This is a genomic window from Grimontia kaedaensis, assembly GCF_023746615.1.
In the GTDB taxonomy this organism is placed as follows: Bacteria; Pseudomonadota; Gammaproteobacteria; order Enterobacterales; family Vibrionaceae; genus Enterovibrio; species Enterovibrio kaedaensis.
Genome location: NZ_CP082275.1, coordinates 2,428,652 through 2,451,588, shown reverse-complemented (window position 1 = coordinate 2,451,588; position 22,937 = coordinate 2,428,652). Strand labels below are relative to the sequence as shown.

The following is a 22,937-nucleotide window of genomic DNA, read 5'->3' as shown; positions in this document are numbered from 1 at the left end:
AGGACTTTGGTATGAAGCTAAACAGACTTTTATTGTCTGCGTCCATCGCTGCCGTTTTGGCGGGCTGTGGGGCAGATGACCAAGAATACCAAACACTAGAAACACGCTCTGATAAAGAAAGAGCGATTTCTGAATTCAAAGAGGGCCGTTGGCTATATGTACCGACAACTGGTGCTGCGCCTCGCTTCGCATTAAGCCAGTTCCCGTTTTTACAGGGGGTACCCAAACTTGTAGAGCTTTGTTTCTCAGAAAGCGCTCTAGAGGTGCGACAGTACGATAAAAACTATCCAAACGAGTCTCTTAGCAAAGATGCCAATGGTTTTTGTAATGTTCCAACTGAAAACTCGGATGACGAAAATACAAACTTCCCTGTTGTAGTCACAGTACCTGGTGATTTCGCAGCATATCGTTGTAAGGAAGATAGTTACGGTGACTGCACAAACAGTGAAGAACAAATCAAAGATGGTAAGTTTAGCGTCAAAAGCAGTACCCACTTCACCCCAAAGTTTGTAGATACTGAAACAGTCGATATTAACTATGTTGAACTTTTTGGTGTTAAAGATGGCTTGACCGAGGTTGGAGACGCGGAGCTAATTCATTGGGAGTTTGATCCATCAAATGGTGTCATCAATTTTGAACTTGAGCGAACTTTTAGCGTCAACCTTGATGCTCTGGATGGTCATATAAGCTATGATACTAAAGCAGGCATAGACGACATTCTACGCGATGGTGGTTTTAAATCTCGCTTCTTCTACTCGCTGGTGCATGAAGACATGGTGAAGTCAAATGACTACACACCAGTGCTTTATCCTGTAAATGATGAGAATGAAATCGGCTTCTTTACGTCGTCGACCAGAGTTATTGATCCGGTAACGAACAAATACTCTCGAGATGCTGTTTATCTGAACCGATTCAATCCAAGCTTACCAAGTATCGACTACTATCTGTCAGACAACTTCTTCGAGCCTGAGAACAAAATCTTCCTTGATGCGACGATTGAAACTGTTGATAAGATGAACAAAACACTGAGTCTTGATAAGACCGGTGTCCCGCCTATTCGTCTTGTCAACCCTGCTTCAGCAGAGGGTGTACATCCTGGCGACCTTCGTTACAACGTCATCAATCTAGTTGATGAGCCTCTGGATAACGGACTGCTAGGTTATGGACCATCGGTTGCCCATCCTTTAACTGGCGAGATTGTCAAAGCTCATGTTAATCAATACTCTGGTGTCGCGCGAACTGGTGTGAAGATATACTGGGACAATATGGCGCGTGTTTACAATCGAGGAGAGTTGTCACCTGGCTTCGCTTATATGGATGCAAATGGCCAGATCCAATCGCCTTCCCCAGAAGTCACGGAAAAAGTATCTAATCAAAGATTGCGCGCTACGTTTGCTGCACTTGAAAAATTTGATGTGCCTGCTTATGAACCTTCATTTAGTGAAGATTTTGCGCTTAGCCAAGTTACAGAATTTGTTCCTGGTGAATTGGCTGGTCAATTTGATGACAAATTTGAGAATATCCAACTTGAGGAAGAGCGTCGCTTAGATTTTTGGGCTCGTAATAGCATGTATCCGCTAGAGGCTTCTTGGGTATCTTCGACTACAAAAGCTGAAATCGACCGCCTTCCTCTGGTAGATGATAGCTATTTTGTTGTTGATGAAACGACAGGAACCAAGCGCCTAAAATACTGGCATGAGTTGCCAGAAGACGTGAAACCAAAGGTTGCCGACGCCATTACTGTCACAACCTACGCTAACACGTTTGTACACGAAATCGGCCATAACTTAGGTCTACGCCATAACTTCAAAGCATCTAATGACAAGGCGAACTTCTTCACTGAAGCCCAGTCACGAGCTTTAGGAATGAACGCAGTACCTGCATATAGTTCCACGATGGACTACGCGCCAAGTATGCTTGACGAGACTCCGACTTGGGGTTTGTATGACTTAGCGGCATTTAAATTCGGTTACGGACGTCAAGTAGATGTAATTGCTCCAGAAGCTTTTGGTGCTGTGGACACCGAAACCGGTGCATTGGTAAATCAGGGACTGTTGGCGTGCACACAAAAAGGGCTTTCAGATGAAAGCAATCCTAGTGCAGGCTTCGTTTATACCTGTGACTTGGACCGATTGGATGCACAAGTTAATGTAGATTACTTCAAAAATGACTTTGGTAGCGCGCGTTACGGCGTTATTGAATACTTAGATTCTTTGGATGAAAGCACTGGTGTTGACGTCGCTAGGAAAGACTATGCATTCTGTACAGATGGCAATGTTTCTCTGAACAGCGATTGTAACCGCTTTGATGAAGGAACAACGCGCGAGGAAATCGCAACCTATTACTGGCAAAACTATTTAGATAGCTTTGACCGCAGAAATACTTCTGTTTACCGAGATGGTCGCCTTTATAACTCTGACTACCCTTCTTACATTGTTCGTCGCTATCGCGAAATGAACGAAGTACGTGAGATGTTAGAGCATGCTGAGATGATAGATGGAATATTCCGCAATTATGGTTTTGCTGAAGCTTCTGACAAACCATTGGATTTCATCGCGCGTCTCACTCAGCAAAGCTGTACTTCTGGTAGCGCAAGTAACGCTTGGTACTGTGATTACGGCTTGGCAACAGAGCGTGCTGCTCAGTTTATGCTAGATGTTATGGCTACACCGGAACATCAGTGTTTGATTACCACAGATGGTCAGCAAAGAGTCGCATCTCTTGGTGCTGTCATTAACCTTGGCTCATTTATGTTGCCGTCAAACTACCAGGTAGGTTTTGCATCGTGTTTTGACGCCGAAATCAAACCATTGCTTGAAGATCAGTTTGGTCGATTTGGAGCTGTACAGGTTATTGCGGAGACTGAAAATGGCCGTTTCCTAAATTCAACGCGTTCAGTGAACCCCGATGTTCCATACTCCAATGCGGTTTCCGCACTGGGTATGTGGCCAGATAAATTGATTGCTACACACGTACTTGCGAGACGTTATACTCTTCGTTGGACTGATGATGGTGATCACTCTTCATTAATGGATTGGCCTGGAGTAAAAGCAGAGTTTGACAACATAGTTAACAATTTGTTGTCTGGCGCTCCTCTAACTACGCCTGTGAAGTTGGTTGATGCAAATGGAAATGACGTTACAAGTACTGCTACTGTAGACGTAAACCTGCACAAAACTCAGTTAATCGAATCACTTCCACCGAGCCGTAGTTGGACACTTGATTTCTTTGGCGTGGACACGGGTAAACGTCAATCTTTGGCCGGCTTGATTTTAAATCGCGCGGCAGAGTCCTCTTTTACTTCGGATTTGGATCTTAGAGAAAAGGCAGTAGCGCAGCGTGCTAGTTATTCAATCAATTCTGCTATTCTGGAAGACATCATTCCGGGTGATCCATTGAATTTCTCTATCGCAAATAGTCGCTACTTTGTGACCAAAGCTAATTCTTTAGCCTATGAGTACGCCTCTCAGTTAGTTGGTAGCAACGGTTACACGACGAAGTCGACACTCGATAACTATGCGAAAGCTGAATTGAGTGCTACTTATGAGCAAATCACTACTGCTTATGGGGATATGTTGGGGATTCTTGTCGCATATCGCACGCCAGTAACTTTTGCTGATTCAGCGTTCATCAACGATGCAGTTGCTGCTCTACCTGCAGATTGGAGCGCAGCAAAACTTGGCGACCTCAATACCATTTTGGATGCATATCTTAATGCAGCAATTGAGAGTGGCGATGTTGTTTATGACAAAGCGAATGCAACAATGTCGTTCAAGGGCGGTTCAACTCACAGTGTTGTTAAAGTAGTAGACGCTATTAAGAAAACCTATGAGCTGCTGGCGTTTGGCTATAGAGAAACACTTTTAAGTGCAGTTGATGCTTACTCTGCGGGTTACGCGTCTGCGACTGCTGAGCAGAAGGTGCTTTGGGATCTCGATTACGCACTACTCGGTGCCTATGTATCAGGTAACTACGATGCGGTTGCCGGTGAGTACTACAAAGTGCTTTCTCAAATGCCAGTTCTTGCGGAAAAGTAACTAGTTGTATTGATTTAATCTATAAGAGCCGACGATTGTCGGCTCTTTTTTGGTTAAATTGTCTATTAAACGTTAATATGACTTTTATTATTAACTGTATGATAGACTTGGTATGGCAAACACTAATGTAACCACTCTCGATCGCACAGATATCGAAATCCTCCGCATTCTCCAATCCAATGGCCGCCTGCCGGTTGTTGAGCTCGCTAAGCGGGTAAACCTCACAACCACACCATGCTCTGAAAGGGTAAAACGTCTCGAAAGGGAAGGGTACATCTCTGGTTATCATGCGGATATTTCCGCAGAGAAACTGGGTTTAGATGTGGTTGTGTTTATTCATATGCGCCTTGATCAAACCAATCTTTCCATCTTCGATAAGTTCGCCAAATCAGCCATGTTGATTCCCGAGATTGAAGAGTGTTATTCGCTTTCTGGAGACTTCGACGCCATGGTGAAAGTGCGTGTGAAGAACATCAAGGCTTATCAGAAGTTCATGTCGACCCGTATTATTCAACTTCCAGGTGTTATTCAAACCCGCAGTGAAATTGTGATTGCCGAATATAAGCGAAGTGCTGGGATCAATCCTGACCTTATCGTTTTGTCTTGAGAGCGAAACGTTAAGGAAAAGTGAAGGGCTAATATTGTGCTTTATGGGTAAATTACCTAAAGAAATCGCTTTTAAAGGGTAATAACTCAACTCGAGCTATATATTCTCGCCTCATTTAGGTAACTTTCCTTCGAGACCCTGTCTAAAATTAACCTCATAACAATAATGTTAATAAAATGTTGAGGTGTTTAGATGGTCGCACCCATTCCGAGAGATACGATCAACTCTCAGGCCACTGTCCACGCAGCAAACGCTGTAGTGATGGTGCCACCCATTGATTTCAAATTTAACGTGGAAACAAGCGCAGACAACGAGTTCCAAAAGTCCTTGGCTCTTTCTGATGCAGAGATCCGCAACAAAGCGCTAAATGAGTTCTATGACATGGTAGAGCTATTGCGGTCACACGGTGTGAATGTGACGGTAATGGACTATTCCTCAGAGCAAGGCGAAACGCCGGATGCCGTATTCCCCAACAATTGGTTTTCTACCTCTATTACTGGTGATATTTACCTCTTCCCAATGGCATGTGAAAACCGCCGTCGTGAAGTTCGATCGGATACCTTAGTCAAAGCATTGCGAGAGTCCGGATTCAAAGCTCCAAAAGTACATAGCCTTGGTGATTTACATGCACCAAAAACCTTTTTGGAAAGCACCGGAGTTATGATCATGGATCATGCTAACTCCACCGTTTACGCTGCTCTATCAGTACGTTGTGATCGTGATTTGCTCCAGCAGTATGTAAACCGAGCTGGATTCAAAGAGGTCATTTATTTCGATACACGAATGTCTTCTGGCTCGCCCGTTTATCATACCAATGTGATGATGGCTGTGGGTGAAGGGTTTGCGGTGATCTGTGATGAGATCATTGAAGAGTTTGAACGTCGCAGGGTGCTGAACTCGTTGCAAAAGACAAAAGATGTCATTTCGATCAGCGAGAAGCAAATGGGTCAATTCTGCGGCAACATTCTTCAACTACAGAACAGAAAAGGCGAGCGACTGATTGCTATGTCCCTCTCTGCATATAACGCTTTTACCTTAGAGCAAAAGCGCGTGCTACGTCAGCATGGCAAGTTGGTTCCTATAGATGTTTCAACCATTGAAACCATTGGTGGGGGCAGCGTGAGATGCATGCTGGGCGAGAATTTTCTGCCACGATGAACCAAATAGCCTAAAAAAAAGCTGCTGAAGAGCAGCTTTTTTCTTTTCTGACAAAGTACTGCATTCAATCGCTTCTCTCAGTAAGTTGCAGATTCGGGCATTCGTCTTATTCTTAAGGTATGTAGCAACATCGATGAGAAGAAAGCCATCAGAGGGTGCGCCCTCATTTATGGGAGTGAAGCGAATGCCAGAAAGACGATATCGTCTTATCACACGAAGTGACTTCGACGGATTAGTGTGTGCGGTGCTGTTAAAGCACATCGACCTGATCGATGAAATCAAGTTTGTGCATCCGAAAGACATGCAGGACGGGGTCGTTGATATTACTGAGTATGACATTACGACCAACTTACCCTATAACGCCAAAGCCCACCTTTGTATCGATCATCACTCTTCCGAATTGATTCGTAATCAGGAGCTAAGTGCCAACCATATCATCGACCCTGATGCGCCATCCGCCGCTCGTGTCGTGTGGAAGCACTTTGGCGGCGAGAATACCTTCCCAGAGTCTTGGGACGAAATGATGGAAGAAGTCGACAAAGGCGATTCTGCGCAATACACCAAAGATGAAGTGCTTTATCCAGAAGGATGGGGATTGCTGAATTTCATCATGGATTCGAGAACTGGCCTCGGTCGCTTTCGGGACTTTCGTATTTCAAACTACGAATTGATGATGGACCTGATCGATTACTGCAAAGACAAGCCCATCAAGGAAATAATGGTTCTCCCTGACGTCAAAGAGCGCATCGATCTTTATTTTAGCCATCGTGAAAAGTTTCAAGAGCAAATCAGGCGCTGCACTTCTGTTTGTGGCAACTTGGTCGTTTTGGATCTACGTCATGAAGATACAATCTGGCCAGGTAACCGCTTTGAAATCTATGCCCTGTACCCGCAGTGCAACATCTCTGTGCACGTACTTTGGGGTTTTCAGAAACAAAACACAGTGTTTGCGTGCGGAAAATCTATCTTTGATAAAACATCGCAGACCAACATTGGTGAATTGATGTTGAAGTACGGCGGTGGCGGCCACGAAAATGCAGGTACGTGTCAGGTGCCAAACGAGATGGCCGCACAGATAGAAGACGAACTTATCGTTCAAATCAACAAAGATGGGTAAGAACAGACAAACAAACTAGCCCCTCAATTGAGGGGCTTTCGTTTAACTGTTTCTGGGCTGCTTGGGTGACAGGGGGAGTCTGTCAAAAGAAACGCCTTTCCAACCGTTATGAATGAAATTTCGAATGTTCAGGTGGTCCTTGCCACTTGGATGGCCGAGAACATCATCCCTATAGTATCTGCCAAAACATGCCAGTACCGCGCGTTCATCAAGACCGTGCAACTTTCCAAACGCAAAAATCTTGCATGAACCCGTGTTTTGACCGGCTTTGTTAATTAAGTCGCCATTCATAAATTCAGCCGGAGAGTAGTGGTAAAAACGATCAATGACTGAAATGGTGTCTTCAAATTCAACGAGCTCGGGGGTGTTCGAAAGCTTAAGTAAGAAGTTACTGAGTTGCATGATAATCCTAACTGCTGATTGCTTAACAAACTGGCTTTAATCACGAACCTGAAATGAGGTAGGTATCAGATAATTCGCGCAAAAACCTCGCTAAAGCATTTCTATAACAAACTGTTTTAACAGGATGATAGAGTAAAGTGAAGTATCAATTACGTTTCCTTGTTATGCGTGAAAACTTATGAAGATTTGTCTTTAAAATAAGGCAAACATCAAGGCGTTTCGTGAGTATTTCTTAAGATTGCGCTTGCTACTGCACACAATAGGAGCACATCGACTTCAAAAGCATCAATCGAACTTTGTGAGTGAAGGAAGGTGTTTACAGCGTTCCGAACTGTCAGTAGTATTCTCCGCACTTACGGAGAGATGGCTGAGTGGTTGAAAGCACCGGTCTTGAAAACCGGCATACGTTAATAGCGTATCTAGGGTTCAAATCCCTATCTCTCCGCCAAATCATATTAAGTCCGCTAGAGATAGCGGGCTTTTTCGTATTTGGAACAAACCTGTGGAGATAGGGGTGCAGAACCCTAGACTCTAGGTTCAGCCGAGCGAAGCGAGACAACGTTGCCCGGCGAAGCCGAGTAGGCAACGGCCCGAAGGGCAAGGGAGCTTGCGACCGAGTAAATCCCTATCTCTCCGCCAAATCAGATTAAGCCCGCTAGAGATAGCGGGCTTTTTCGTATTTGGAACAAACCTGTGGAGATAGGGGTGCAGAACCCTAGACTCTAGGTTCAGCCGAGCGAAGCGAGACAACGTTGCCCGGCGAAGCCGAGTAGGCAACGGCCCGAAGGGCAAGGGAGCTTGCGACCGAGTAAATCCCTATCTCTCCGCCAAATCAGATTAAGCCCGCTAGAGATAGCGGGCTTTTTCGTATTTGGAACAAACCTGTGGAGATAGGGTGCAGAACCCTAGCCCCTGAAACTGCGCGCCTACCACGAGGGCGCAATACCTTTAGAAAATCTGGCCACGCTATCCCGGCAACAAGTTCACGTAACTTTGCTTCTCTGAAAGAACGAGCAATTGTGATGACTTTGGCTCCCCAGGTTTTAACCAGCCGAACGGCAGCAGAACCAACACCTTAAGAAGCACCCGAGATGAGAACAGTATCATTCTATGCTTTGGTAGAGCGAACGTCCTATTCATGTCAACGATGAGCATTTAGCCCTTTTCCTATTGGAGTCAAATCAAGGGGAAGAGCATATATCGCAGGCAAAATAGGTTGAAATTAACAGGCTAAAGGGTTTGAACATATTCCTTGGGAGACAGACCAAATACTTTCTTAAAACGATGAGAAAACCGCGCTTCAGATTGATAACCACATGCCAGCGCTACGTTGAGCTGTGAACGGGATTTCTGCATCAGTGATAAGGCGTAGACCATTCGAACATTGGTAAGAATAGAGCGGAAGGAGCTGTCTTCCGCAGCGAGTTTCCTTTTTAACGTCGCGGGACTCATGGAAAAGTTTGCCGCAATGGCTTCAATGCTATGCGCCTCGCCAGGGTTTAGGCTGAGGTAGCTGGCGAGCTTTTCTTTTAGTGAGGTTTCTGCGCCAGGATAGAGCAGGTGCAGTGCCTTGGCCTCTTTCAGCTCTGCATAGAACGCCATCAGTAACTGCTTCTGAGTCGTTTCTGAGAGCGACTTCCCTGCCATTTCGTAGAGGGTTTCAAAGCAATAGGCAAGTTGCGGAGTCACGGTAAGCCGCGGTTCTTCAGTGACTGATACTTGCTGCGCTTCCTCTAACCATTCACGTGGCGGCGGCTCCAGAAAGGTCAGTGTTCTTGAAAAGAAATCGCTTTGTGATGGCTCATTAATAAAAGTGAGGGAATGGCTGGCTGGAACCACCAACCAGTCTTGTGACGAGTATTGACGAGAGCAATCGTGCCACCAGAGTTGTTTGAGCCCGCGGCTTACCCAGACAATCGTCGGAGCGTAAACGAGCACATTACGCAGCGGCTGATTAGTGATGCCACGAAACTGACCTGTTTGCACCAGCGCTCTCGTCATCATGTTCTTACTCGCTCACATAGGTTGCAGTCAGTGTTGCTTTATCAAGCGCATTTGCATTCAACATATAGCCAATCAATGCATTGGATGGGTTCTCTGGCAGAGCCAGCTTCTCAGCAGGCAAAGCCCAAACGGTAAATTGATAGCGATGCATACCATGACCTTTTGGCGGGCAAGCACCGCCGAATCCAATTGCACCATAATCATTCTCCATCTCATGTCCTTGCTTCAAATGCCCCGAAGCCCCTTGTTTCAGGCTGTTGGTAGAAGACGGAATATCCAAGGCCACCCAGTGCCACCATCCACTGCCTGTCGGTGCGTCGGGGTCGTAAGCAGTAACAGCAAAACTCTTGGTGCCTTCCGGTGCATCTTTCCAGCTCAGTTGCGGTGAGAGGTTTTCTCCGGCGCAACCAAAGCCTTGAAACACGAAAGTATCCGCCATTCGCGCCCCTTCCTGAATATCATTGCTCGTTAAGGTGAATGCCTGGCTGTTAAATGCGGCAGCAGCAAGAACTGGAATTAAAACAGTGAATTTCATTTTGGCTCTCCTTCTCATTAATTGAGAGCCAGAATACCGACCAATGATAAGAGTAAATTTACATAAAAGCTCAAAATTTAACTAAAAATAAGACATTTTGAGCTTTTATGATTTAAAACTGAGTGTGAACTTTATTCAATCCAGTCACAAGGGCACGCATGACTTTCTCTGACTATGCATATTATTAGTCATCACTGTTTTACATGTCGCCTCTTTTATTTGAGACGATTGTAGTAGAACTTTATCCGTATATTGAGCCGCATGAATAAGTTACGTACGTTTTCAATGACGGAGATTGTTTATGCCTGCAAGGATTGCACAGTCACTCTTTCTTTTCCTGATGGTTTCTTCACTTCTTTCCCTTAACGTCAAAGCTGCCCCAATTACAGAAACAGCGCGGGTTGGTGGTTCTGGTGGTGGGCCATATCTTGTTGACTGCCCCGACAGCTCGGTCTTGGTTGGTGTTCGTGGGCGTTCAGGGAGTGTTATAGACCAGCTTAGAGCCGTATGTATTCAGGTTGACGCTCTGGGAAACTGGCAAGGAACGCCTGAAACATATGGAGCGCAAGCCGGTGGAAACGGTGGTAGTGCGTTTGATTTAGTTTGTCCCAATGGCAGTGCAGTGTCCGGAATCAACGCGTATCCGTCAACGGAGTGGGGCATTGACGTAGTCGGCAAGGTGGCGGTGCATTGTAAAACGCTATCAGGTTCAACCTCAGTCTCAGGCGCGCAGACCACTATTGGAACTGCAGGTCTGGAAGGGGACGAATTCTCCGATTTATCTTGTGCAGATGGTAAGGCTGCTCAAGGAATAACCGGACGTTCTGGTGCGCTGGTCGACCAAATAGCACTGAGATGCAACACTGCCTCTAATTTCGGTAAATCAGTGATCACTGAAACGGCTGAAGTGGGCACACTCGGGGGTGTTCCGTTCAGTTACCAGTGTGGAGATGAGCAAGTTCTTGCTGGTGTATTCGGTGGCGCAGGAGCCATCATCGACAGTATTGGCGCTATTTGCGTTGACGTTGCAGCGGACGGTAGTTGGCTGGATACGCCACAAAATTCAGAGATAGCAGGTGGAGCTGGTGGTACAGGGTATGAACTAATGTGCCCAAGAGACCAAGCGGTATCTCGCCTAGAAGTTGCGGATGGACCAAATAATGGTGCGACGTTTGTTGGAAGGGTCACTGCCTTTTGCCAACCACTGGTTTCTCGTTCGAGGCTGTCTGGCGGAAACGAAGGCGATTATGGTGTTGCGGGGCTGTCGGGTCAGCCATCTAAGAATCTTAATTGCAACAATATGGCAGCCACAGGCATCACTGGCCGTGCTGGCGGATTTGTTGACCGATTAGGCGTGACTTGTTACGCCGATCCGAGAGTCGCCGGAAGCTGGAGCGAGGTTCATGACTGGCCATTGATTGGTATTCACTCGGTGCTGACGGCGGGTGGCCAGGTCATGACCTTTGGTACCAATGACCAAGGCGTACAGGGAGCCCATTACTTCTACGATGTTTGGAACCCAACTAATGGTACAGGTTCTGATTCCCATCAAACCCTGTTAAACACGTTAGAGGTCGACTCATTTTGTAGTGCACCTGTTGTGATGTCAGACACTAAAGACATTCTGATTTCAGGCGGTGATGCGCGCTATGGGGCTGGCTTGAATAAAGGTGTTGTGGATGCGGTTGTTTTTGACGAGGCTGACAACTCACTGGTGAAGACGGCGGAAATGAACTCGCCACGTTGGTATCCAACTGCCACCACACTGCCAAGTGGCGATGTATTGCTGGTTGCGGGGATTGATGGAAATGGCTACCCCAGTATCACTCCAGAGATTTATTCACAAGAAGATAAACAATGGAGATCATTAATCGGTGCTTCAAGTAATGACGCATTTGGTGGCTACGAAATACGTTGGTGGTACCCAAGACAGTGGGTGGCTGCAAACGGAAAAATCTTCGGCGTATCAGGTTCAATGATGTATTACCTGGATACGGAAGGAAATGGCACAGTTGAAAATGCTGGCCAGCTCACGAGCGATGTAAAATATTACTTCTCCACTGCAGTGATGTACCGTCCAGGCCAAATACTCCAAGTAGGTGGTCCGAGCCAAACAGGGGCGATCCTCATTGATATTAGAAATGGCGCGCCAGTTGTCTCAGACACCAACGACATGAATCACAGTCGCTATGCTTGGGCCAATTCGACAGTTCTTCCTGATGGCACTGTCTTGGTAACCGGCGGCTCTGCCCAAGATAATACTCTGGTTGAAGAGGCCTATACGGCAGAAATCTGGAATCCGGAAACGGGTCAATGGACGACAGCAGCAAAAGCTAGTCTCGCAAGACTGTATCACTCTACATCTCTTTTACTGCCAGACGGAAGAGTACTGATCACTGGTGGTGGAGCGCCTGGCCCATTAACTAATACAAATGCAGAAATATTCTCACCTGGATATTTGCTAAACGAATCTGGAGAACCTAGAACCAGACCTGTAATCTCAGGTGTGCCAGCAACCTTGCCAGAAAACGGTGCTATCAGCTTTACGTCCAATGAAGATATCGCGCGCCTGACATTTGTAAGAACTGGTGCGGTGACCCACTCATTCAACATGGAACAACGATTCTATGAACTGAACTTTACCCAGTTCAATGAGCAAATAAGCACATCCGTTTCGACTGACCGCAATTACCTTCCTCCAGGTCATTACATACTGTACGCATTAAACGCAGACGGAACCCCATCTGAAGGCCATATCATTCAGGTGAAATCCAATAGTGCCCAAGGATACAACACAGAGTTATTCGGTGGTGCGGGTGGCAGCGCAGCTTCGAGCCAATGTGCTGCAGATGAAGTCTTAGTGGGGATTTCTGGAAGAGCAGGAGACATCCTGGACTATATTTCCGCGCAGTGCGTTAATGTTGATGACAATGGTAACTGGCTTAGTCAACCAAGAACCGTATCCGGCGGTATTGGGGGAACAGGTGGAAATGCATTTGCGCTGACTTGTCCAGTCGGTTCTGGTGTTGCTTCCGTTAGCGCCGCAATGGGTACTGGTGTGTATAACTCAGTACTCGGTTATCTTGACGTTCAATGTAAGGCATTGACGGGACAGAACACCACAGGAGCAGGGAGTGCTGTATCGACATCCTCTATCGGTGAAAACTCAGGAAGCCTGAATACGCTGGCGTGTAGTAACGGTGATGTTTCTACAGGCCTGTTCGGTCAAGGTGGCTGGTATGTTGATAGCATAGGTCTTACTTGCCGCTAGGAGGGGAAGATGAAACGGTTAAAGCATTTTGCTTTGATTTTAACTTTAACGTTGTTAGCGCCGCTCCCTTTACAGGGAGCGCCAATTGACCCAGTGACAAAAATGCCAAAGGCCATTGACCCTTTGTTATTTGCCAAGGAGCTGGCGGGAATCAAATTTGTCGATCAAACAGGAGAAGTGGTATCCACTGGTGATTTTCGTGGAAAGATCGTCTTACTTAACTTCATGTACACCACATGCAAGACGGTGTGCCCAATGCAGACCCAGTATATGAAAACGATCCGTAGAGAAATACCAGCGGCGGCGAGGAGTGACTTTGTCATGCTGTCTGTTTCTTTACTTCCAGAGCAAGAAACACCAGATGTGCTTTCAGACTACACCCGGAAAATGAACATCGACGCGGAAAATTGGCGCTTTCTGACTGGAACTTCTCAATCTATTGCTAAAGCGGCTGGCATGTTCGGTATTCAATCCCAGACTAGTAAAGCCAATGAACTAGAGCACACCGCAAAGTTCTTCTTGTTTGACGGCGAAGGGGTGATTATCCAGCGATACGCCAATCAGGTTGCCGTGATTGAGAGAGTTGTCAATGACGTGTCATCTCTCCATCAGATTAGTCTGGATCGCATTGCGGCTCGTCAGTGACCGGTTCCTGGGTTTCGAAGTACATAGATTAGGAGCCGAAAACGCCGAAACGTTACCGGCTTAACTTCAGTCATCAGGATATTACATATGAATAAACCAAGGATCGGCGAACCAGCTCCGTGGTTTGAGTGTCCATCACCTAAGAACCCCAGGTTTCGGTTTCACACCATGGCAGGCCGATATATCGTCCTGAGCTTTTTAGGCTCAGTGAGAATGGAAGAAACGCGAAAAACGGTGGATGCTTTCTTCACGTTTGAAGACACGTTTAATGCACTTTCTTACGGGTTTCTGGGTGTGACGAGCGACCCCCGCGATGGTTCAGAGTCGCTTTTTGAAGACCGCACATTTGCGATGTATCTCCTGCAGGATTTCGATATGTCTGTGGCTGCCAAGTTTGGTGCGCGTGATGGAGAGGGTAGAGTGAAGGCGCAAACTTTCATCCTGGACGAACGCTTGCGTGTTGTCGCTAATATTGCCATCACCTCCAAAAACTATGGTGAAACTCACCTATCCAAAGTTCTCGAAGTCCTATCGTCGCTACCACCCATCAAGAAGGGCAGAATATCGGATACGCCAGCACCTGTACTGATAGTTCCACGTGTATTTGAGCCTGAATTTTGTCAGACGCTTATCAAATATTATGAGGAAAGAGGCGGTAAACAATCCGGGTTTATGCAGGAGCGGGAAGGTAAAACCGTGGAAGTGCATAACCGGGCTCACAAGCACAGAAGTGATGAGACAATTCAGGATTCAGACCTCCGAGCCGCATGCCTGATGAGAATCCGATACCGATTGCTCCCTGAAATAAAAAAGGCGTTCCAATTTGATGTCACGCGTATCGAGCGCTATTTGGTGGCTTGTTACGACGGAGAAAGCGCAGGGCATTTCAGACCTCATCGCGATAACACGACAAAAGGCACAGCACACCGAAAGTTTGCGGTTTCTATCAATCTGAATACGGGCGAATACGAAGGCGGAGAGCTTTGTTTCCCGGAATTCGGTCAGCAAAAGTATGTGGCTCCTACCGGCGGCGCCTGCGTTTTTTCATGCTCGCTTTTACACGAAGCGAAACCCGTGATTTCGGGTTCACGATACGCTTTCCTGCCGTTCTTGTATGATGATGTTTCGGCAGACATACGTCGCGAAAATCTGCAGTTTTTAGAGCAGTCTGAATCTCAATAGTAAGCGGGACAAGATAAATTAGGGTGCCTTATAGCCACCCTTTTTTCTTGAAGTAAAGCAAAGGCGCAACCCCAGATGCGATCATTAAAGCGATCGCGAAAGGGAAGCCATACTTCCACTCCAGTTCTGGCATAAAATGGAAGTTCATCCCGTAGATGCTGGCTACTACCGTTGGAGGTAGGAAAACGACAGCGGCGATCGAGAAGATCTTGATGATCTGGTTTTGCTCGATATTGATAAACCCCTGAGTCGAATCCATCAGGAAGTTGATCTTGTCGAAAAGGAAGGTGGTGTGGGACATCAAAGCATCGATATCCCGGCCGATCTCGTGCAGGGTTTCCCTGTGTTCGTTCCGGCTTTGTAAATGACGAAGCAGGAAAGAAATTGCGCGCTGGTTATCCATCAAACACAAGCGTACTTTTCCGTTACTGTCTTCAAGTTTTGCTAGCTGCTCGATACTTTCTTCCAAGTCAGAGTCGTCATCTTCCAACACAGCATGGCTGACTTTTTCCAACTCGCGATGCAAATCTTCCAGAGTATCCGCATGGTTTTCGACTTTCTGCTCAAGCAAGGTCACCAGCAGTGTTTCCACGTCTTTGCAGCGTACCTGACGGCGCCGTGCGCGTAGCCTTAACAACCGAAAATCGGCAACATCGCCATCACGTATCGTAATCAATCGTTCACTTTGCAAGATGCAAGCGACCGTGACGGTGGTATGTCTTCCTTCGCTTTTGGAGAGAAACAGAGAGTGAACATGCAGACCGCTTTTATCCGTGAAGTAACGGGCGGAGGTTTCAATCTCTTCCACATCGTCGGATTCAGGCAGATCAATTCTTAGTAGAGAGCTGACTAATTCGCGTTCAGTGTCGCTAGGGTCGTGCGCGTCGATCCACTTTGCCTGCCCGACTAACTGCTTAAGATCGGCACCTTCGCCAATCGGTATTTCAGTTATCGCGCCAGATTCAATGGTAAACAAACGCAGCATAGTGACCCCTTAGCAATGCAGTGAACAGGAGAGAGAATAGCGGTGCTGTGTTTTAATTTTGTGTTCAGAACCCGCTGAGATTCAAGGTGGACTGTGGCTATTGGCGCTTACGTCACAGGAGGAAGACAGTTTAAATTGGGTTTTGTCTAGTTCTTACTGTGTGGAGCAAGGCTGACTGTAGAGCCAGCCCTACTTATTGGTGAGAGTTTATTGAACTGGTTTGATTTCGACAGCAGCGCCAGCTGCTTCCAGCGCTTTCTCTAGTGTTTCAGCTTCGGCCTTAGGCAGCTTTTCCCTCAGCACGGCAGGGAGGTTTTCTACTACAGATTTAGATTCAATCAGACTCAGGCCCGTCGCGTCTTTCACTGCCTGAATGATGTCGACTTTCTTTCCATCAGCGGCTGTCAGTAGCACATTGAATTTTTGCTCAGCGATAAGCTGGCTTTTCTGCATCAGTTGTTTGTCGATGCCCTTGAGCTTCATTTCATCAATGGCGAAGTTGACGGCGTTCAACAGACCCTGTTCGCCTTTAGGAATGAGATAGCCAAACTGACTGCGCGTGAAGGGTTCTTCACAACGTGCGGCTTCCAGTTTGTCGTTGGTGACTTCGTAGAAAAGCCCTTCAGGGGTTTCCGTCACCATGACATCCACGTCACCCGCAGCGACGGCTTTTGGCACATCCAGATTGTTTTCAAACTTGGTAAAACTCGCATTAGGTAAGTTCTTATCAGCAAACTTCTCGTTAGTGCCGCCAATGTTCACGCCGACGCGAACAGAAGGCAGGTTCACTTTTTCCAGAGAGTCATACTTTCCGGCATTGCCTTTCGCGACGAGGAAACACTTACCAAAAACCATATAACCCTGGGTTTGCTCGGCGTTCAGCTGGCGTTGCATCCGGCGGGTAATACCGCCCATAGCAATGTCGTATTTGTCTTCCTTCAAGCCATCAAGTAGGGCTTTCCAGGTTGTCGACACAAACTCAACTTTTACGCCGAGTTGGTCCCCTAAATATTGTGCGACATCGATGTCATAGCCTGAATAGTTTTGGCCATCATAGAAAGAGAAAGGTTTGTAATCGCCGGTGGTGCCGACGCGGATAACGCCAGCATCGATGATATCGTCCAGTTTATCTGCAACTGCAAAGCTGGAGAGGGTCAGAGCCAATGACGCGATGATATGTGATGCTTTCATAGTGATACGTCTTTTTTGGTTATTGGACGTTCTAATCTAGCAATCCCTTCAAAACGACAGGGTCTAACTAATGAGTATGTAACGCTTTTGCTTTTTGAAATCACTAGCCTCTCATCAATCAACAAAGCGTCAACAATTCAAAAGCACAGCGTACCGCCCTAGAAATAAGCTGGAGCATCGCCATACCCGTGTTCAGACCTTGGAAAAGGCGGGCGGTTTTATACTTATTGAGAGCTATTTTAGTGTTAACGACTTGGTCTAAAAATGAAACGCTGGTTAGTCGTTTTATTTGATACCTTGAGTGTGAGTATTAAGGAAAGGACTTCAAAATGAAAAGTACAGTTGGCTTAGTGATGGTTGTGGTATCGCTGGGGGTGTTTGGTATCTCGTTGTGGATATCGAACTCTTTGCTGATGGTGATTTCCTTCGGTTTATTTTTCCTAGGCGTGGTTTTCTATATCCACCTAAACAGACTCGCGCAGCGTGATAGCACTTCTTCCTCTATATACACGGAAGCAATGACAGATAGCGCTGAATGGCGTGTGGAAGATGAGTGGGGCAAAAAAGATAAAATGAAAGATGCTGATACCACCTCAATGTCTGATGACCCGAGAGACTAAACACAAGTCCCGTCTCTATTTAACTTTTCTTAACCGACTCCGGCAAATTAATCGGCAGCGCTGTTGTGTGTTTTACTTCATCCAGAACAAACAGGGTTTGCGCTTCTCTAACTTCAGGATATCTTCTCAGTGTATTTAACACAAAGTGTGAGAGTGCTTTGCTGACACGAGAAGAGGTGCAAGGATTTTGAGTAGCAATGAACGGCCCTCTAAAAGGAAGAGGGCGCTAAGACTGGTTTTATTCCGCAGAGGCTGCGGTCAAACCAAAACACTTCGATGTGGATTTTTCCTTATCAATTGGCACTGCAATCAACCAAGAACGAAGATCTCGTATCACTGTGTAGCCGCACTTTTCATCAACGGGGTATCCACGATAGACGGATTGCTGCATGCCATTATTGACGATATAGGTATAGTGTTTTGGTTGCGTTTCTTGTCGGTATTCCCCCGTTAACTCTTGCTTAGCGATGTGCAAAGAAAGCGAAAGGAGGCGCTTCATTTGCAGTTCGAGTCTTTCGATGTCGGTATCGAGTTGCAAGTCATCTGGCAGTAGTTGATAGTCAAAAACACTAATCAAGTTTTGATAGACAATGGCATCTTTGCTTGTTGCTGCTTCACCTAAACTGTTTGGCACTGCGATGACTGACTTCATGGAAAGTACTTTTTTCTGCGGGTCACTGAAAAAAGTGGGTTTGAATTGAATCGAATTGTCAATCTCGGCTGCAAATATATCACTATCGCCAACAAGTGTGCTGAGTTTCCATGTTTCAGTAGCAGATATCAGGCTTTGGATGCTTTTATTCGCAGAGGATTGCGCCTCGGCGAGTTTACTATCTCGTGCCGAATCTATCACTGCAGCATGAGTCGCTACTTGAGCAATCAAGCCAACCAGCCCCGCATCCGCCATGTACAGCATTGAACCAGCTTCAATTGAATCATTACCATCATGTAGCCCCAGGAAGGTAACTTTATCTTCGCCAGGAACTGCAAAAATTATGCGGCTTTCTGGTAAGTAATTCCCTTCGATCTCGTTAAGGTGCTGTGTGTCTGTGACCTGCTTGGATGAAGACTGACATCCAAGCAACACCAACGGCAAGAAAATGAGGGTAACTGTCCTCAATAGCATCTCTTTACCTACTTAACTAAGTGATTGTTTAATGTCGTTTTGACATTCTGTGTGGCTTGGTAGTAGGAAGTAGTAACGCTGGGGAATGCTGGCGGCTCATCCCATTCACCTTGTGGCTGAACTCTCTCGTCAAACTCTAGGAACTGTACCAAGCGATTGTTAGTCAGATCGACAGTATAGAGAATGCCAGCTACGTGACCCTGAGGATCTGTTGTTGGGAAGTAACTATTAAAGCCCCGGTATGCGCCATGTCGGTAAATTGAGAGTACAGAGAGGAAATCAGTACCTAATTGTTCTTTCAGGCTTGTGAAGTCTTTCTTGGCGAAGCCAAGACCACCATCGAATGATTTGAGGCTATCGAAATCAATTTGACTCACTTCAACGACGTCTCCAGCAAGACCATTAAAATTAGCTAATACGGTTTCTTTAATATCGCTAAGTTCATCGGTGGATATGGTTGCTTCTAAGTGAGAATCTAATGTTTGTGTTAGACCAGCGGCAACGCCGTAACATAATAAACAGCCAGCACCAAAAATATGCGTGGTTGCTTTGTCAGGGTTTGGACCGGCATAAAAAAAAGATACTGAACTGTTGCTTGTTATTGGACTATTTGCATCAAGCGTTACAGTGGGTTGTGGTGTCGCCGCACAGCCCGTTAGTAAGAGTAAGCCAAGCACTAAGAGGGGTGTTTTTATTCCAGCGAAAAAATCTCTCATTATCAATCCTTGAATATATAGTTTCTGCCAACAAGACGTTTAGCGATTTTCCGTAACAGCCTGTTGTTGCAATCGCTTTTTCTAACGTTGTGTTTAGGTTGTCAGATAAATTTGTATTTTTTTAGATAAAATGACGCCAAATATGAGAATTTAAAGAATTGCTTCTAAGTTGATGGAACCTTTTAATTTGAAATAGTGCTTGAAGAATCAATGCTTGTTGGGATTTGGTCAGAAGAGGCTTAAGCCCCTGTTTTAAATATTTGGGCTCAATTAGCGCAAGATATCTTGAAAAACTCCCATATAAAATAGTGCGTCTTTCGCCGTGGGGGTTATCGTTTGATCGGCTCCGGCAAATGAATCGGCAGCGCTGTGGTGTGTTTTACTTCATCCAGCACAAACAGGGTTTGCGCTTCTCTCACTTCGGGAAAGCTTCTCAGTGTTTTTAATACAAAGTGCGACAGTTCTTTATTGGTTCTGGCGACGACTTTCATCAAGTGGTCGAAGGGACCGGAAAGGGAATAGCACTCCAGGATCAGCGGATGATCTTTAACTGCTGATTTAAACAAATCAAACGCCGCTTCGCTCTTTTGATCAATACTGACCTGAACAAAAGCCGTCACACCAAATCCCGCCTCTTCGGCATCAAGCATTGCGCCATAGCCTTTTATCACACCGGAATCTTCGAGGCTTTTTGTGCGTCTTAGACAGGTCGATTCTGACATGTCGGTAGCTTTGGCAAGCTCCACAATCGTCATGCGTCCGTTTTCTTGAAGCTGTGAGAGTATTTTTTTGTCCTGATTAGTGAGCATGATGATTTCCTTCATTATGACGTTCTTAATCGAATGATAACACCATAAAACCTCGTCTCAAGGATGACTTTGACGGCATTCTCCACCTGCTATTGGGTAAGATTTAATCAGCCTCTAGCCCATATAAGGAGAATACAATGTCGAACGATAAGTTCTTTCATGTTGGCGAACTGAGTAGTGAACAGCCCGCGACCACGCAGTACCAACAATCCACGTTTTCGAAAGCCCGTCATCCGGAACCGTATCGCTTTGAAGTGAACCTAAGCGCTGAGGCTGGAGACATGCAGAAAAAAACGGGGGTGGTTTCCGTTAATATCCCAGGTTTCAGTCCGGTAAAGCTCTATTGCGATGAACAGCCGCCTGTTGGCAATGACACAGCGCCACCACCGTTAGCATTCTTTTCAGCGGGTATCGGCTTTTGTTTGATGACACACCTAACTGACATTCTCACTGCCCGTAAAATTCAGGTGGATTCGTTGAAGCTTGAACAACGCATTGTGTTCAGAACCAACCTCGGTCATATGCGTGAGCACGGTTATATGACTGACGGTGGATGCGATATTGTCGAAACGCACGTGATTATTGAGAGCCCTGAGCCGGAAGAGAGAATTAAAGATCTGTTGGATGAAGCTGAAAATGGCTGCATGGCGCATTTTGCGCTGAGAAACCCTATCCCTTGGTCGACGCGCTTGGTCTATAACGGCAAAGAGGCGATCAGCCGCTCGGGTGAATAGGTCTCTGTATATCTGAAATAAGTTCAAAAGAAAGGCTGCCAATTTGGCTGCCTTTATAGTTGTATACGGCGCAGAATTATTCTCTGAATCGCCGAGATACATTCCACCTCTACGCACCCAGTGTCAATCCGTTAGCGATTCTTCCTAATGCTAAATAACAGCCCTAACAGGGTAAAAATGAGGCTGACAAAAGCTGCTTCAACGGGAGGTTGCGCTTCGGTGTTCAAAAGTACGTGGCTCATGGCATAGAACGAGCCTATGTTTGCAACAATCAAGATGGCTGGAATGGCCCAGTCAGCCCAAGGCTCTTGTGAACGAAACGGGAAAACAAGGATCAGAAATATGGCGAAGGAAAGTGCAACACTGACTCCACCAAATGCCCTCATCAATGCAGTAATCAGGACCTGAAAAGTTCCTGGTACGTCTTCCCAATTGAGTTGAACGGCTACTGAGTGATAACGCATAAATTCACCTTGAAAGGTGTAGATGGTGCCAACAATAAATAGTGTCAACGCAGGAACGATATAACAGACGAGAGCTATCTTCTGGAATTTATTCATCTTTGTTTTCCCGTTGCCATCAAAGCTTAGGTTTCGCTATGCGTATGTACCGAAGATACGGCCTTCAACGTAACGGCATCCTGAATGGTGTGATAATTCGGAGAGCGTTCCCGAACCGTTTGGATGATGTCGTCATAGTCGGATTGCGTACCGTTTCCTTTCACTTCAAAGTGGTACTCAATTTCATCAAATCCCACTTTTTCTGAGGGGTCGACTTGTAGGAATCCGCGCAGATTCAAGTCACCGGCAATGGTCAACTTCACGCTCTAGATCTCGATGCCCTTTTGTGCGGCAGTTACGACAAAGCTTGCCATCATGCAACCTGCCAAGCCCCCGAGTAGATAGTCTTGAGGTGTTGGGAAGCGGTTTTCGCCCAGCAAGGCTTCAGGTTCATCAATTTCAAACATGAAGTTTTTTGTCTTACTGTTTGGGAGAAACTACTTTTCAGCCATTATCTGGATGGGTATGGGGTGGTCGAAAGGCAAAACTCCCACCCCTGATTTAATTAACGTTTGGTCAGGCTAACTTTTGGAAAATCGACTTCTACATCAAAAGCGACGTTGGTGTAGTTTGTGAAGATATTCAAAGCGACGTGAGCAAGAATTTCAGCAATATCTGAATCGGAGAAACCTGCGTCTCGGACTGTTTGTATATCCGATTCTCTCACTTGACCATTGAATCTGACCAGTTTGGAGGCAAAATCCAGTGCCGCCTGCGATTTAGCGTTTTCTGCAATACCGCGCTGAGCGTCGTTCATTTGCTCTAGGGTTGCTCCTGCATTTTGTCCCAAAACAGTGTGTGCGGAAAGGCAATATTCACAGCGGTTAATGTCTGCGACCAATACTGCAATTTGCTCACCAAGCTTAGCGCCTATGTTTCCTTTGCCTAGTGCACCAAATGATGTCCACATGCTTTCCAATGCTGACGAGGAGTGGCCAATTGTTTTGAACATGTTAGGGACGGCACCGAATGCATTATGGATTTGATCAAACAATTCGGCTTGCTTGCTATCAGCAGTAGCGATGTTGACTGGGTTTAGGTTTGCCATTGTGTTTCTCCTTTTAGTGGCATTGCTTAATTGTTTCGATGCGAAACAAATCTACCAGCCTAGAGATCTTGGGTCAATATAGTTTTTAGTCGAAACTTAAAATAAGAGTGTATTTTCCAAGAAAGAGGGAAGATGATGAGTAGAGTAGGTATCGGCGAAATGACTATATCATTATGAATTTAAATAAAAA

Annotated in this window: 21 protein-coding genes, 1 tRNA gene, 2 other RNA genes and 1 pseudogene; 12 read left to right on the top strand and 13 right to left on the bottom strand. The window is 46.1% G+C overall.

Going from position 1 to position 22,937, the window contains the following annotated elements:
• The first annotated feature begins 11 nt into the window (after positions 1–11).
• From K6Q96_RS11120 to K6Q96_RS11105, 4 genes are all read left to right on the top strand, one after another.
• Complete coding sequence (locus tag K6Q96_RS11120; RefSeq protein ID WP_251875761.1) at positions 12–4,037, top strand: zinc-dependent metalloprotease; 4,026 nt, start codon at positions 12–14, stop codon at positions 4,035–4,037.
• Between the two features lie 112 nt (positions 4,038–4,149).
• Entirely contained in the window at positions 4,150–4,644 is a 495-nt protein-coding gene (locus K6Q96_RS11115) for an Lrp/AsnC family transcriptional regulator (protein ID WP_251875760.1), read from the top strand.
• 192 nt (positions 4,645–4,836) lie between these two features.
• Positions 4,837–5,802, top strand: a complete 966-nt coding sequence (locus K6Q96_RS11110; RefSeq protein WP_251875759.1) for an arginine deiminase-related protein — start codon at positions 4,837–4,839, stop codon at positions 5,800–5,802.
• Between the two features lie 184 nt (positions 5,803–5,986).
• Complete coding sequence (locus K6Q96_RS11105; RefSeq protein WP_251875758.1) at positions 5,987–6,919, top strand: DHH family phosphoesterase; 933 nt, start codon at positions 5,987–5,989, stop codon at positions 6,917–6,919.
• Between the two features lie 42 nt (positions 6,920–6,961).
• Here the strand turns inward: K6Q96_RS11105 and K6Q96_RS11100 are convergent, their stop codons facing one another.
• Complete coding sequence (locus tag K6Q96_RS11100) at positions 6,962–7,321, bottom strand: HopJ type III effector protein (RefSeq protein WP_251875757.1); 360 nt, start codon at positions 7,319–7,321, stop codon at positions 6,962–6,964.
• Positions 7,322–7,678: 357 nt separating this feature from the next.
• On the opposite strand from K6Q96_RS11100, the gene K6Q96_RS11095 reads away from it, so the two are divergent.
• From K6Q96_RS11095 to K6Q96_RS11085, 3 genes are all read left to right on the top strand, one after another.
• Positions 7,679–7,769, top strand: a tRNA-Ser gene (locus K6Q96_RS11095).
• Between the two features lie 45 nt (positions 7,770–7,814).
• Positions 7,815–7,960: non-coding RNA, RtT sRNA (locus tag K6Q96_RS11090), on the top strand.
• Between the two features lie 45 nt (positions 7,961–8,005).
• Positions 8,006–8,151: non-coding RNA, RtT sRNA (locus K6Q96_RS11085), on the top strand.
• 400 nt (positions 8,152–8,551) lie between these two features.
• Here the strand turns inward: K6Q96_RS11085 and K6Q96_RS11075 are convergent.
• Both K6Q96_RS11075 and K6Q96_RS11070 read right to left on the bottom strand, forming a co-directional pair.
• Positions 8,552–9,322, bottom strand: a complete 771-nt coding sequence (locus K6Q96_RS11075; RefSeq protein ID WP_251879635.1) for a helix-turn-helix transcriptional regulator — start codon at positions 9,320–9,322, stop codon at positions 8,552–8,554.
• A 7-nt stretch (positions 9,323–9,329) separates the two neighbouring features.
• Positions 9,330–9,860, bottom strand: a complete 531-nt coding sequence (locus K6Q96_RS11070; protein WP_251875756.1) for a YbhB/YbcL family Raf kinase inhibitor-like protein — start codon at positions 9,858–9,860, stop codon at positions 9,330–9,332.
• Positions 9,861–10,161: 301 nt separating this feature from the next.
• Here K6Q96_RS11070 and K6Q96_RS11065 point away from each other — a divergent pair, with 301 nt between their 5' ends.
• The 3 genes from K6Q96_RS11065 (at position 10,162) to K6Q96_RS11055 (ending at position 14,958) form a co-directional block, all read left to right on the top strand.
• Positions 10,162–13,131, top strand: a complete 2,970-nt coding sequence (locus K6Q96_RS11065; RefSeq protein WP_251875755.1) for a galactose oxidase-like domain-containing protein — start codon at positions 10,162–10,164, stop codon at positions 13,129–13,131.
• Positions 13,132–13,140: 9 nt separating this feature from the next.
• Positions 13,141–13,776, top strand: coding sequence for an SCO family protein (locus tag K6Q96_RS11060; protein WP_251875754.1), 636 nt, complete (start codon positions 13,141–13,143; stop codon positions 13,774–13,776).
• Positions 13,777–13,863: 87 nt separating this feature from the next.
• On the top strand, positions 13,864–14,958 hold the full coding sequence (locus K6Q96_RS11055; RefSeq protein WP_251875752.1) for a 2OG-Fe(II) oxygenase: 1,095 nt from the start codon (positions 13,864–13,866) through the stop codon (positions 14,956–14,958).
• A gap of 28 nt (positions 14,959–14,986) precedes the next feature.
• Here the strand turns inward: K6Q96_RS11055 and corA are convergent, their stop codons facing one another.
• The 3 genes and pseudogenes from corA to K6Q96_RS11040 all read right to left on the bottom strand — a co-directional run.
• Positions 14,987–15,943: a magnesium/cobalt transporter CorA gene (corA, locus tag K6Q96_RS11050; protein WP_251875750.1), complete on the bottom strand. Its 957-nt coding sequence runs from the start codon at positions 15,941–15,943 to the stop codon at positions 14,987–14,989.
• A 207-nt stretch (positions 15,944–16,150) separates the two neighbouring features.
• Positions 16,151–16,396 (bottom strand): ribosomal protein L7/L12, encoded by a 246-nt coding sequence (locus tag K6Q96_RS11045; RefSeq protein WP_251879634.1) that lies wholly within the window; start codon positions 16,394–16,396, stop codon positions 16,151–16,153.
• A pseudogene (locus K6Q96_RS11040) lies at positions 16,379–17,134 on the bottom strand (transporter substrate-binding domain-containing protein); the annotation flags it as partial. The gene K6Q96_RS11045 and the pseudogene K6Q96_RS11040, both read right to left, overlap by 18 nt.
• 329 nt (positions 17,135–17,463) lie before the next feature.
• On the opposite strand from K6Q96_RS11040, the gene K6Q96_RS11035 reads away from it, so the two are divergent.
• A complete protein-coding gene (locus K6Q96_RS11035; RefSeq protein WP_251875748.1) occupies positions 17,464–17,754 on the top strand; it encodes a hypothetical protein in 291 nt (96 codons plus the stop codon).
• A gap of 238 nt (positions 17,755–17,992) precedes the next feature.
• Here the strand turns inward: K6Q96_RS11035 and K6Q96_RS11030 are convergent, their stop codons facing one another.
• From K6Q96_RS11030 to K6Q96_RS11020, 3 genes are all read right to left on the bottom strand, one after another.
• Positions 17,993–18,880 (bottom strand): hypothetical protein, encoded by an 888-nt coding sequence (locus K6Q96_RS11030; protein WP_251875746.1) that lies wholly within the window; start codon positions 18,878–18,880, stop codon positions 17,993–17,995.
• A gap of 8 nt (positions 18,881–18,888) precedes the next feature.
• Positions 18,889–19,596 carry a hypothetical protein gene (locus K6Q96_RS11025; protein WP_251875744.1) on the bottom strand — a complete coding sequence of 236 codons (708 nt, stop codon included), beginning with the start codon at positions 19,594–19,596 and terminating at the stop codon, positions 18,889–18,891.
• 329 nt (positions 19,597–19,925) lie between these two features.
• Positions 19,926–20,405, bottom strand: coding sequence for an Lrp/AsnC family transcriptional regulator (locus K6Q96_RS11020; RefSeq protein ID WP_251875742.1), 480 nt, complete (start codon positions 20,403–20,405; stop codon positions 19,926–19,928).
• 137 nt (positions 20,406–20,542) lie between these two features.
• Between K6Q96_RS11020 and K6Q96_RS11015 the strand changes: the two genes are divergently transcribed.
• Positions 20,543–21,139, top strand: a complete 597-nt coding sequence (locus K6Q96_RS11015; protein WP_251875740.1) for an OsmC family protein — start codon at positions 20,543–20,545, stop codon at positions 21,137–21,139.
• A gap of 131 nt (positions 21,140–21,270) precedes the next feature.
• Here the strand turns inward: K6Q96_RS11015 and K6Q96_RS11010 are convergent, their stop codons facing one another.
• The 4 genes from K6Q96_RS11010 to K6Q96_RS10995 form a co-directional block, all read right to left on the bottom strand.
• Positions 21,271–21,699, bottom strand: coding sequence for a hypothetical protein (locus K6Q96_RS11010; RefSeq protein ID WP_251875738.1), 429 nt, complete (start codon positions 21,697–21,699; stop codon positions 21,271–21,273).
• A gap of 26 nt (positions 21,700–21,725) precedes the next feature.
• A complete protein-coding gene (locus K6Q96_RS11005) occupies positions 21,726–21,962 on the bottom strand; it encodes a hypothetical protein (RefSeq protein ID WP_251875736.1) in 237 nt (78 codons plus the stop codon).
• A 3-nt stretch (positions 21,963–21,965) separates the two neighbouring features.
• Positions 21,966–22,106, bottom strand: a complete 141-nt coding sequence (locus K6Q96_RS11000; protein ID WP_251875734.1) for an OsmC family protein — start codon at positions 22,104–22,106, stop codon at positions 21,966–21,968.
• Between the two features lie 98 nt (positions 22,107–22,204).
• Positions 22,205–22,747: a carboxymuconolactone decarboxylase family protein gene (locus K6Q96_RS10995; RefSeq protein ID WP_251875732.1), complete on the bottom strand. Its 543-nt coding sequence runs from the start codon at positions 22,745–22,747 to the stop codon at positions 22,205–22,207.
• Positions 22,748–22,937: the final 190 nt, after the last annotated feature.

Coding starts and splice junctions, on each gene's coding strand:
- K6Q96_RS11120 (WP_251875761.1), top strand. CDS start 12: ATGAAGCTAAACAGACTTTTATTGTCTGCGTCCATCGCTGCCGTTTTG.
- K6Q96_RS11115 (WP_251875760.1), top strand. CDS start 4,150: ATGGCAAACACTAATGTAACCACTCTCGATCGCACAGATATCGAAATC.
- K6Q96_RS11110 (WP_251875759.1), top strand. CDS start 4,837: ATGGTCGCACCCATTCCGAGAGATACGATCAACTCTCAGGCCACTGTC.
- K6Q96_RS11105 (WP_251875758.1), top strand. CDS start 5,987: ATGCCAGAAAGACGATATCGTCTTATCACACGAAGTGACTTCGACGGA.
- K6Q96_RS11100 (WP_251875757.1), bottom strand. CDS start 7,321: ATGCAACTCAGTAACTTCTTACTTAAGCTTTCGAACACCCCCGAGCTC.
- K6Q96_RS11075 (WP_251879635.1), bottom strand. CDS start 9,322: ATGACGAGAGCGCTGGTGCAAACAGGTCAGTTTCGTGGCATCACTAAT.
- K6Q96_RS11070 (WP_251875756.1), bottom strand. CDS start 9,860: ATGAAATTCACTGTTTTAATTCCAGTTCTTGCTGCTGCCGCATTTAAC.
- K6Q96_RS11065 (WP_251875755.1), top strand. CDS start 10,162: ATGCCTGCAAGGATTGCACAGTCACTCTTTCTTTTCCTGATGGTTTCT.
- K6Q96_RS11060 (WP_251875754.1), top strand. CDS start 13,141: ATGAAACGGTTAAAGCATTTTGCTTTGATTTTAACTTTAACGTTGTTA.
- K6Q96_RS11055 (WP_251875752.1), top strand. CDS start 13,864: ATGAATAAACCAAGGATCGGCGAACCAGCTCCGTGGTTTGAGTGTCCA.
- corA (WP_251875750.1), bottom strand. CDS start 15,943: ATGCTGCGTTTGTTTACCATTGAATCTGGCGCGATAACTGAAATACCG.
- K6Q96_RS11045 (WP_251879634.1), bottom strand. CDS start 16,396: ATGCAGAAAAGCCAGCTTATCGCTGAGCAAAAATTCAATGTGCTACTG.
- K6Q96_RS11035 (WP_251875748.1), top strand. CDS start 17,464: ATGAAAAGTACAGTTGGCTTAGTGATGGTTGTGGTATCGCTGGGGGTG.
- K6Q96_RS11030 (WP_251875746.1), bottom strand. CDS start 18,880: ATGCTATTGAGGACAGTTACCCTCATTTTCTTGCCGTTGGTGTTGCTT.
- K6Q96_RS11025 (WP_251875744.1), bottom strand. CDS start 19,596: ATGAGAGATTTTTTCGCTGGAATAAAAACACCCCTCTTAGTGCTTGGC.
- K6Q96_RS11020 (WP_251875742.1), bottom strand. CDS start 20,405: ATGCTCACTAATCAGGACAAAAAAATACTCTCACAGCTTCAAGAAAAC.
- K6Q96_RS11015 (WP_251875740.1), top strand. CDS start 20,543: ATGTCGAACGATAAGTTCTTTCATGTTGGCGAACTGAGTAGTGAACAG.
- K6Q96_RS11010 (WP_251875738.1), bottom strand. CDS start 21,699: ATGAATAAATTCCAGAAGATAGCTCTCGTCTGTTATATCGTTCCTGCG.
- K6Q96_RS11000 (WP_251875734.1), bottom strand. CDS start 22,106: ATGTTTGAAATTGATGAACCTGAAGCCTTGCTGGGCGAAAACCGCTTC.
- K6Q96_RS10995 (WP_251875732.1), bottom strand. CDS start 22,747: ATGGCAAACCTAAACCCAGTCAACATCGCTACTGCTGATAGCAAGCAA.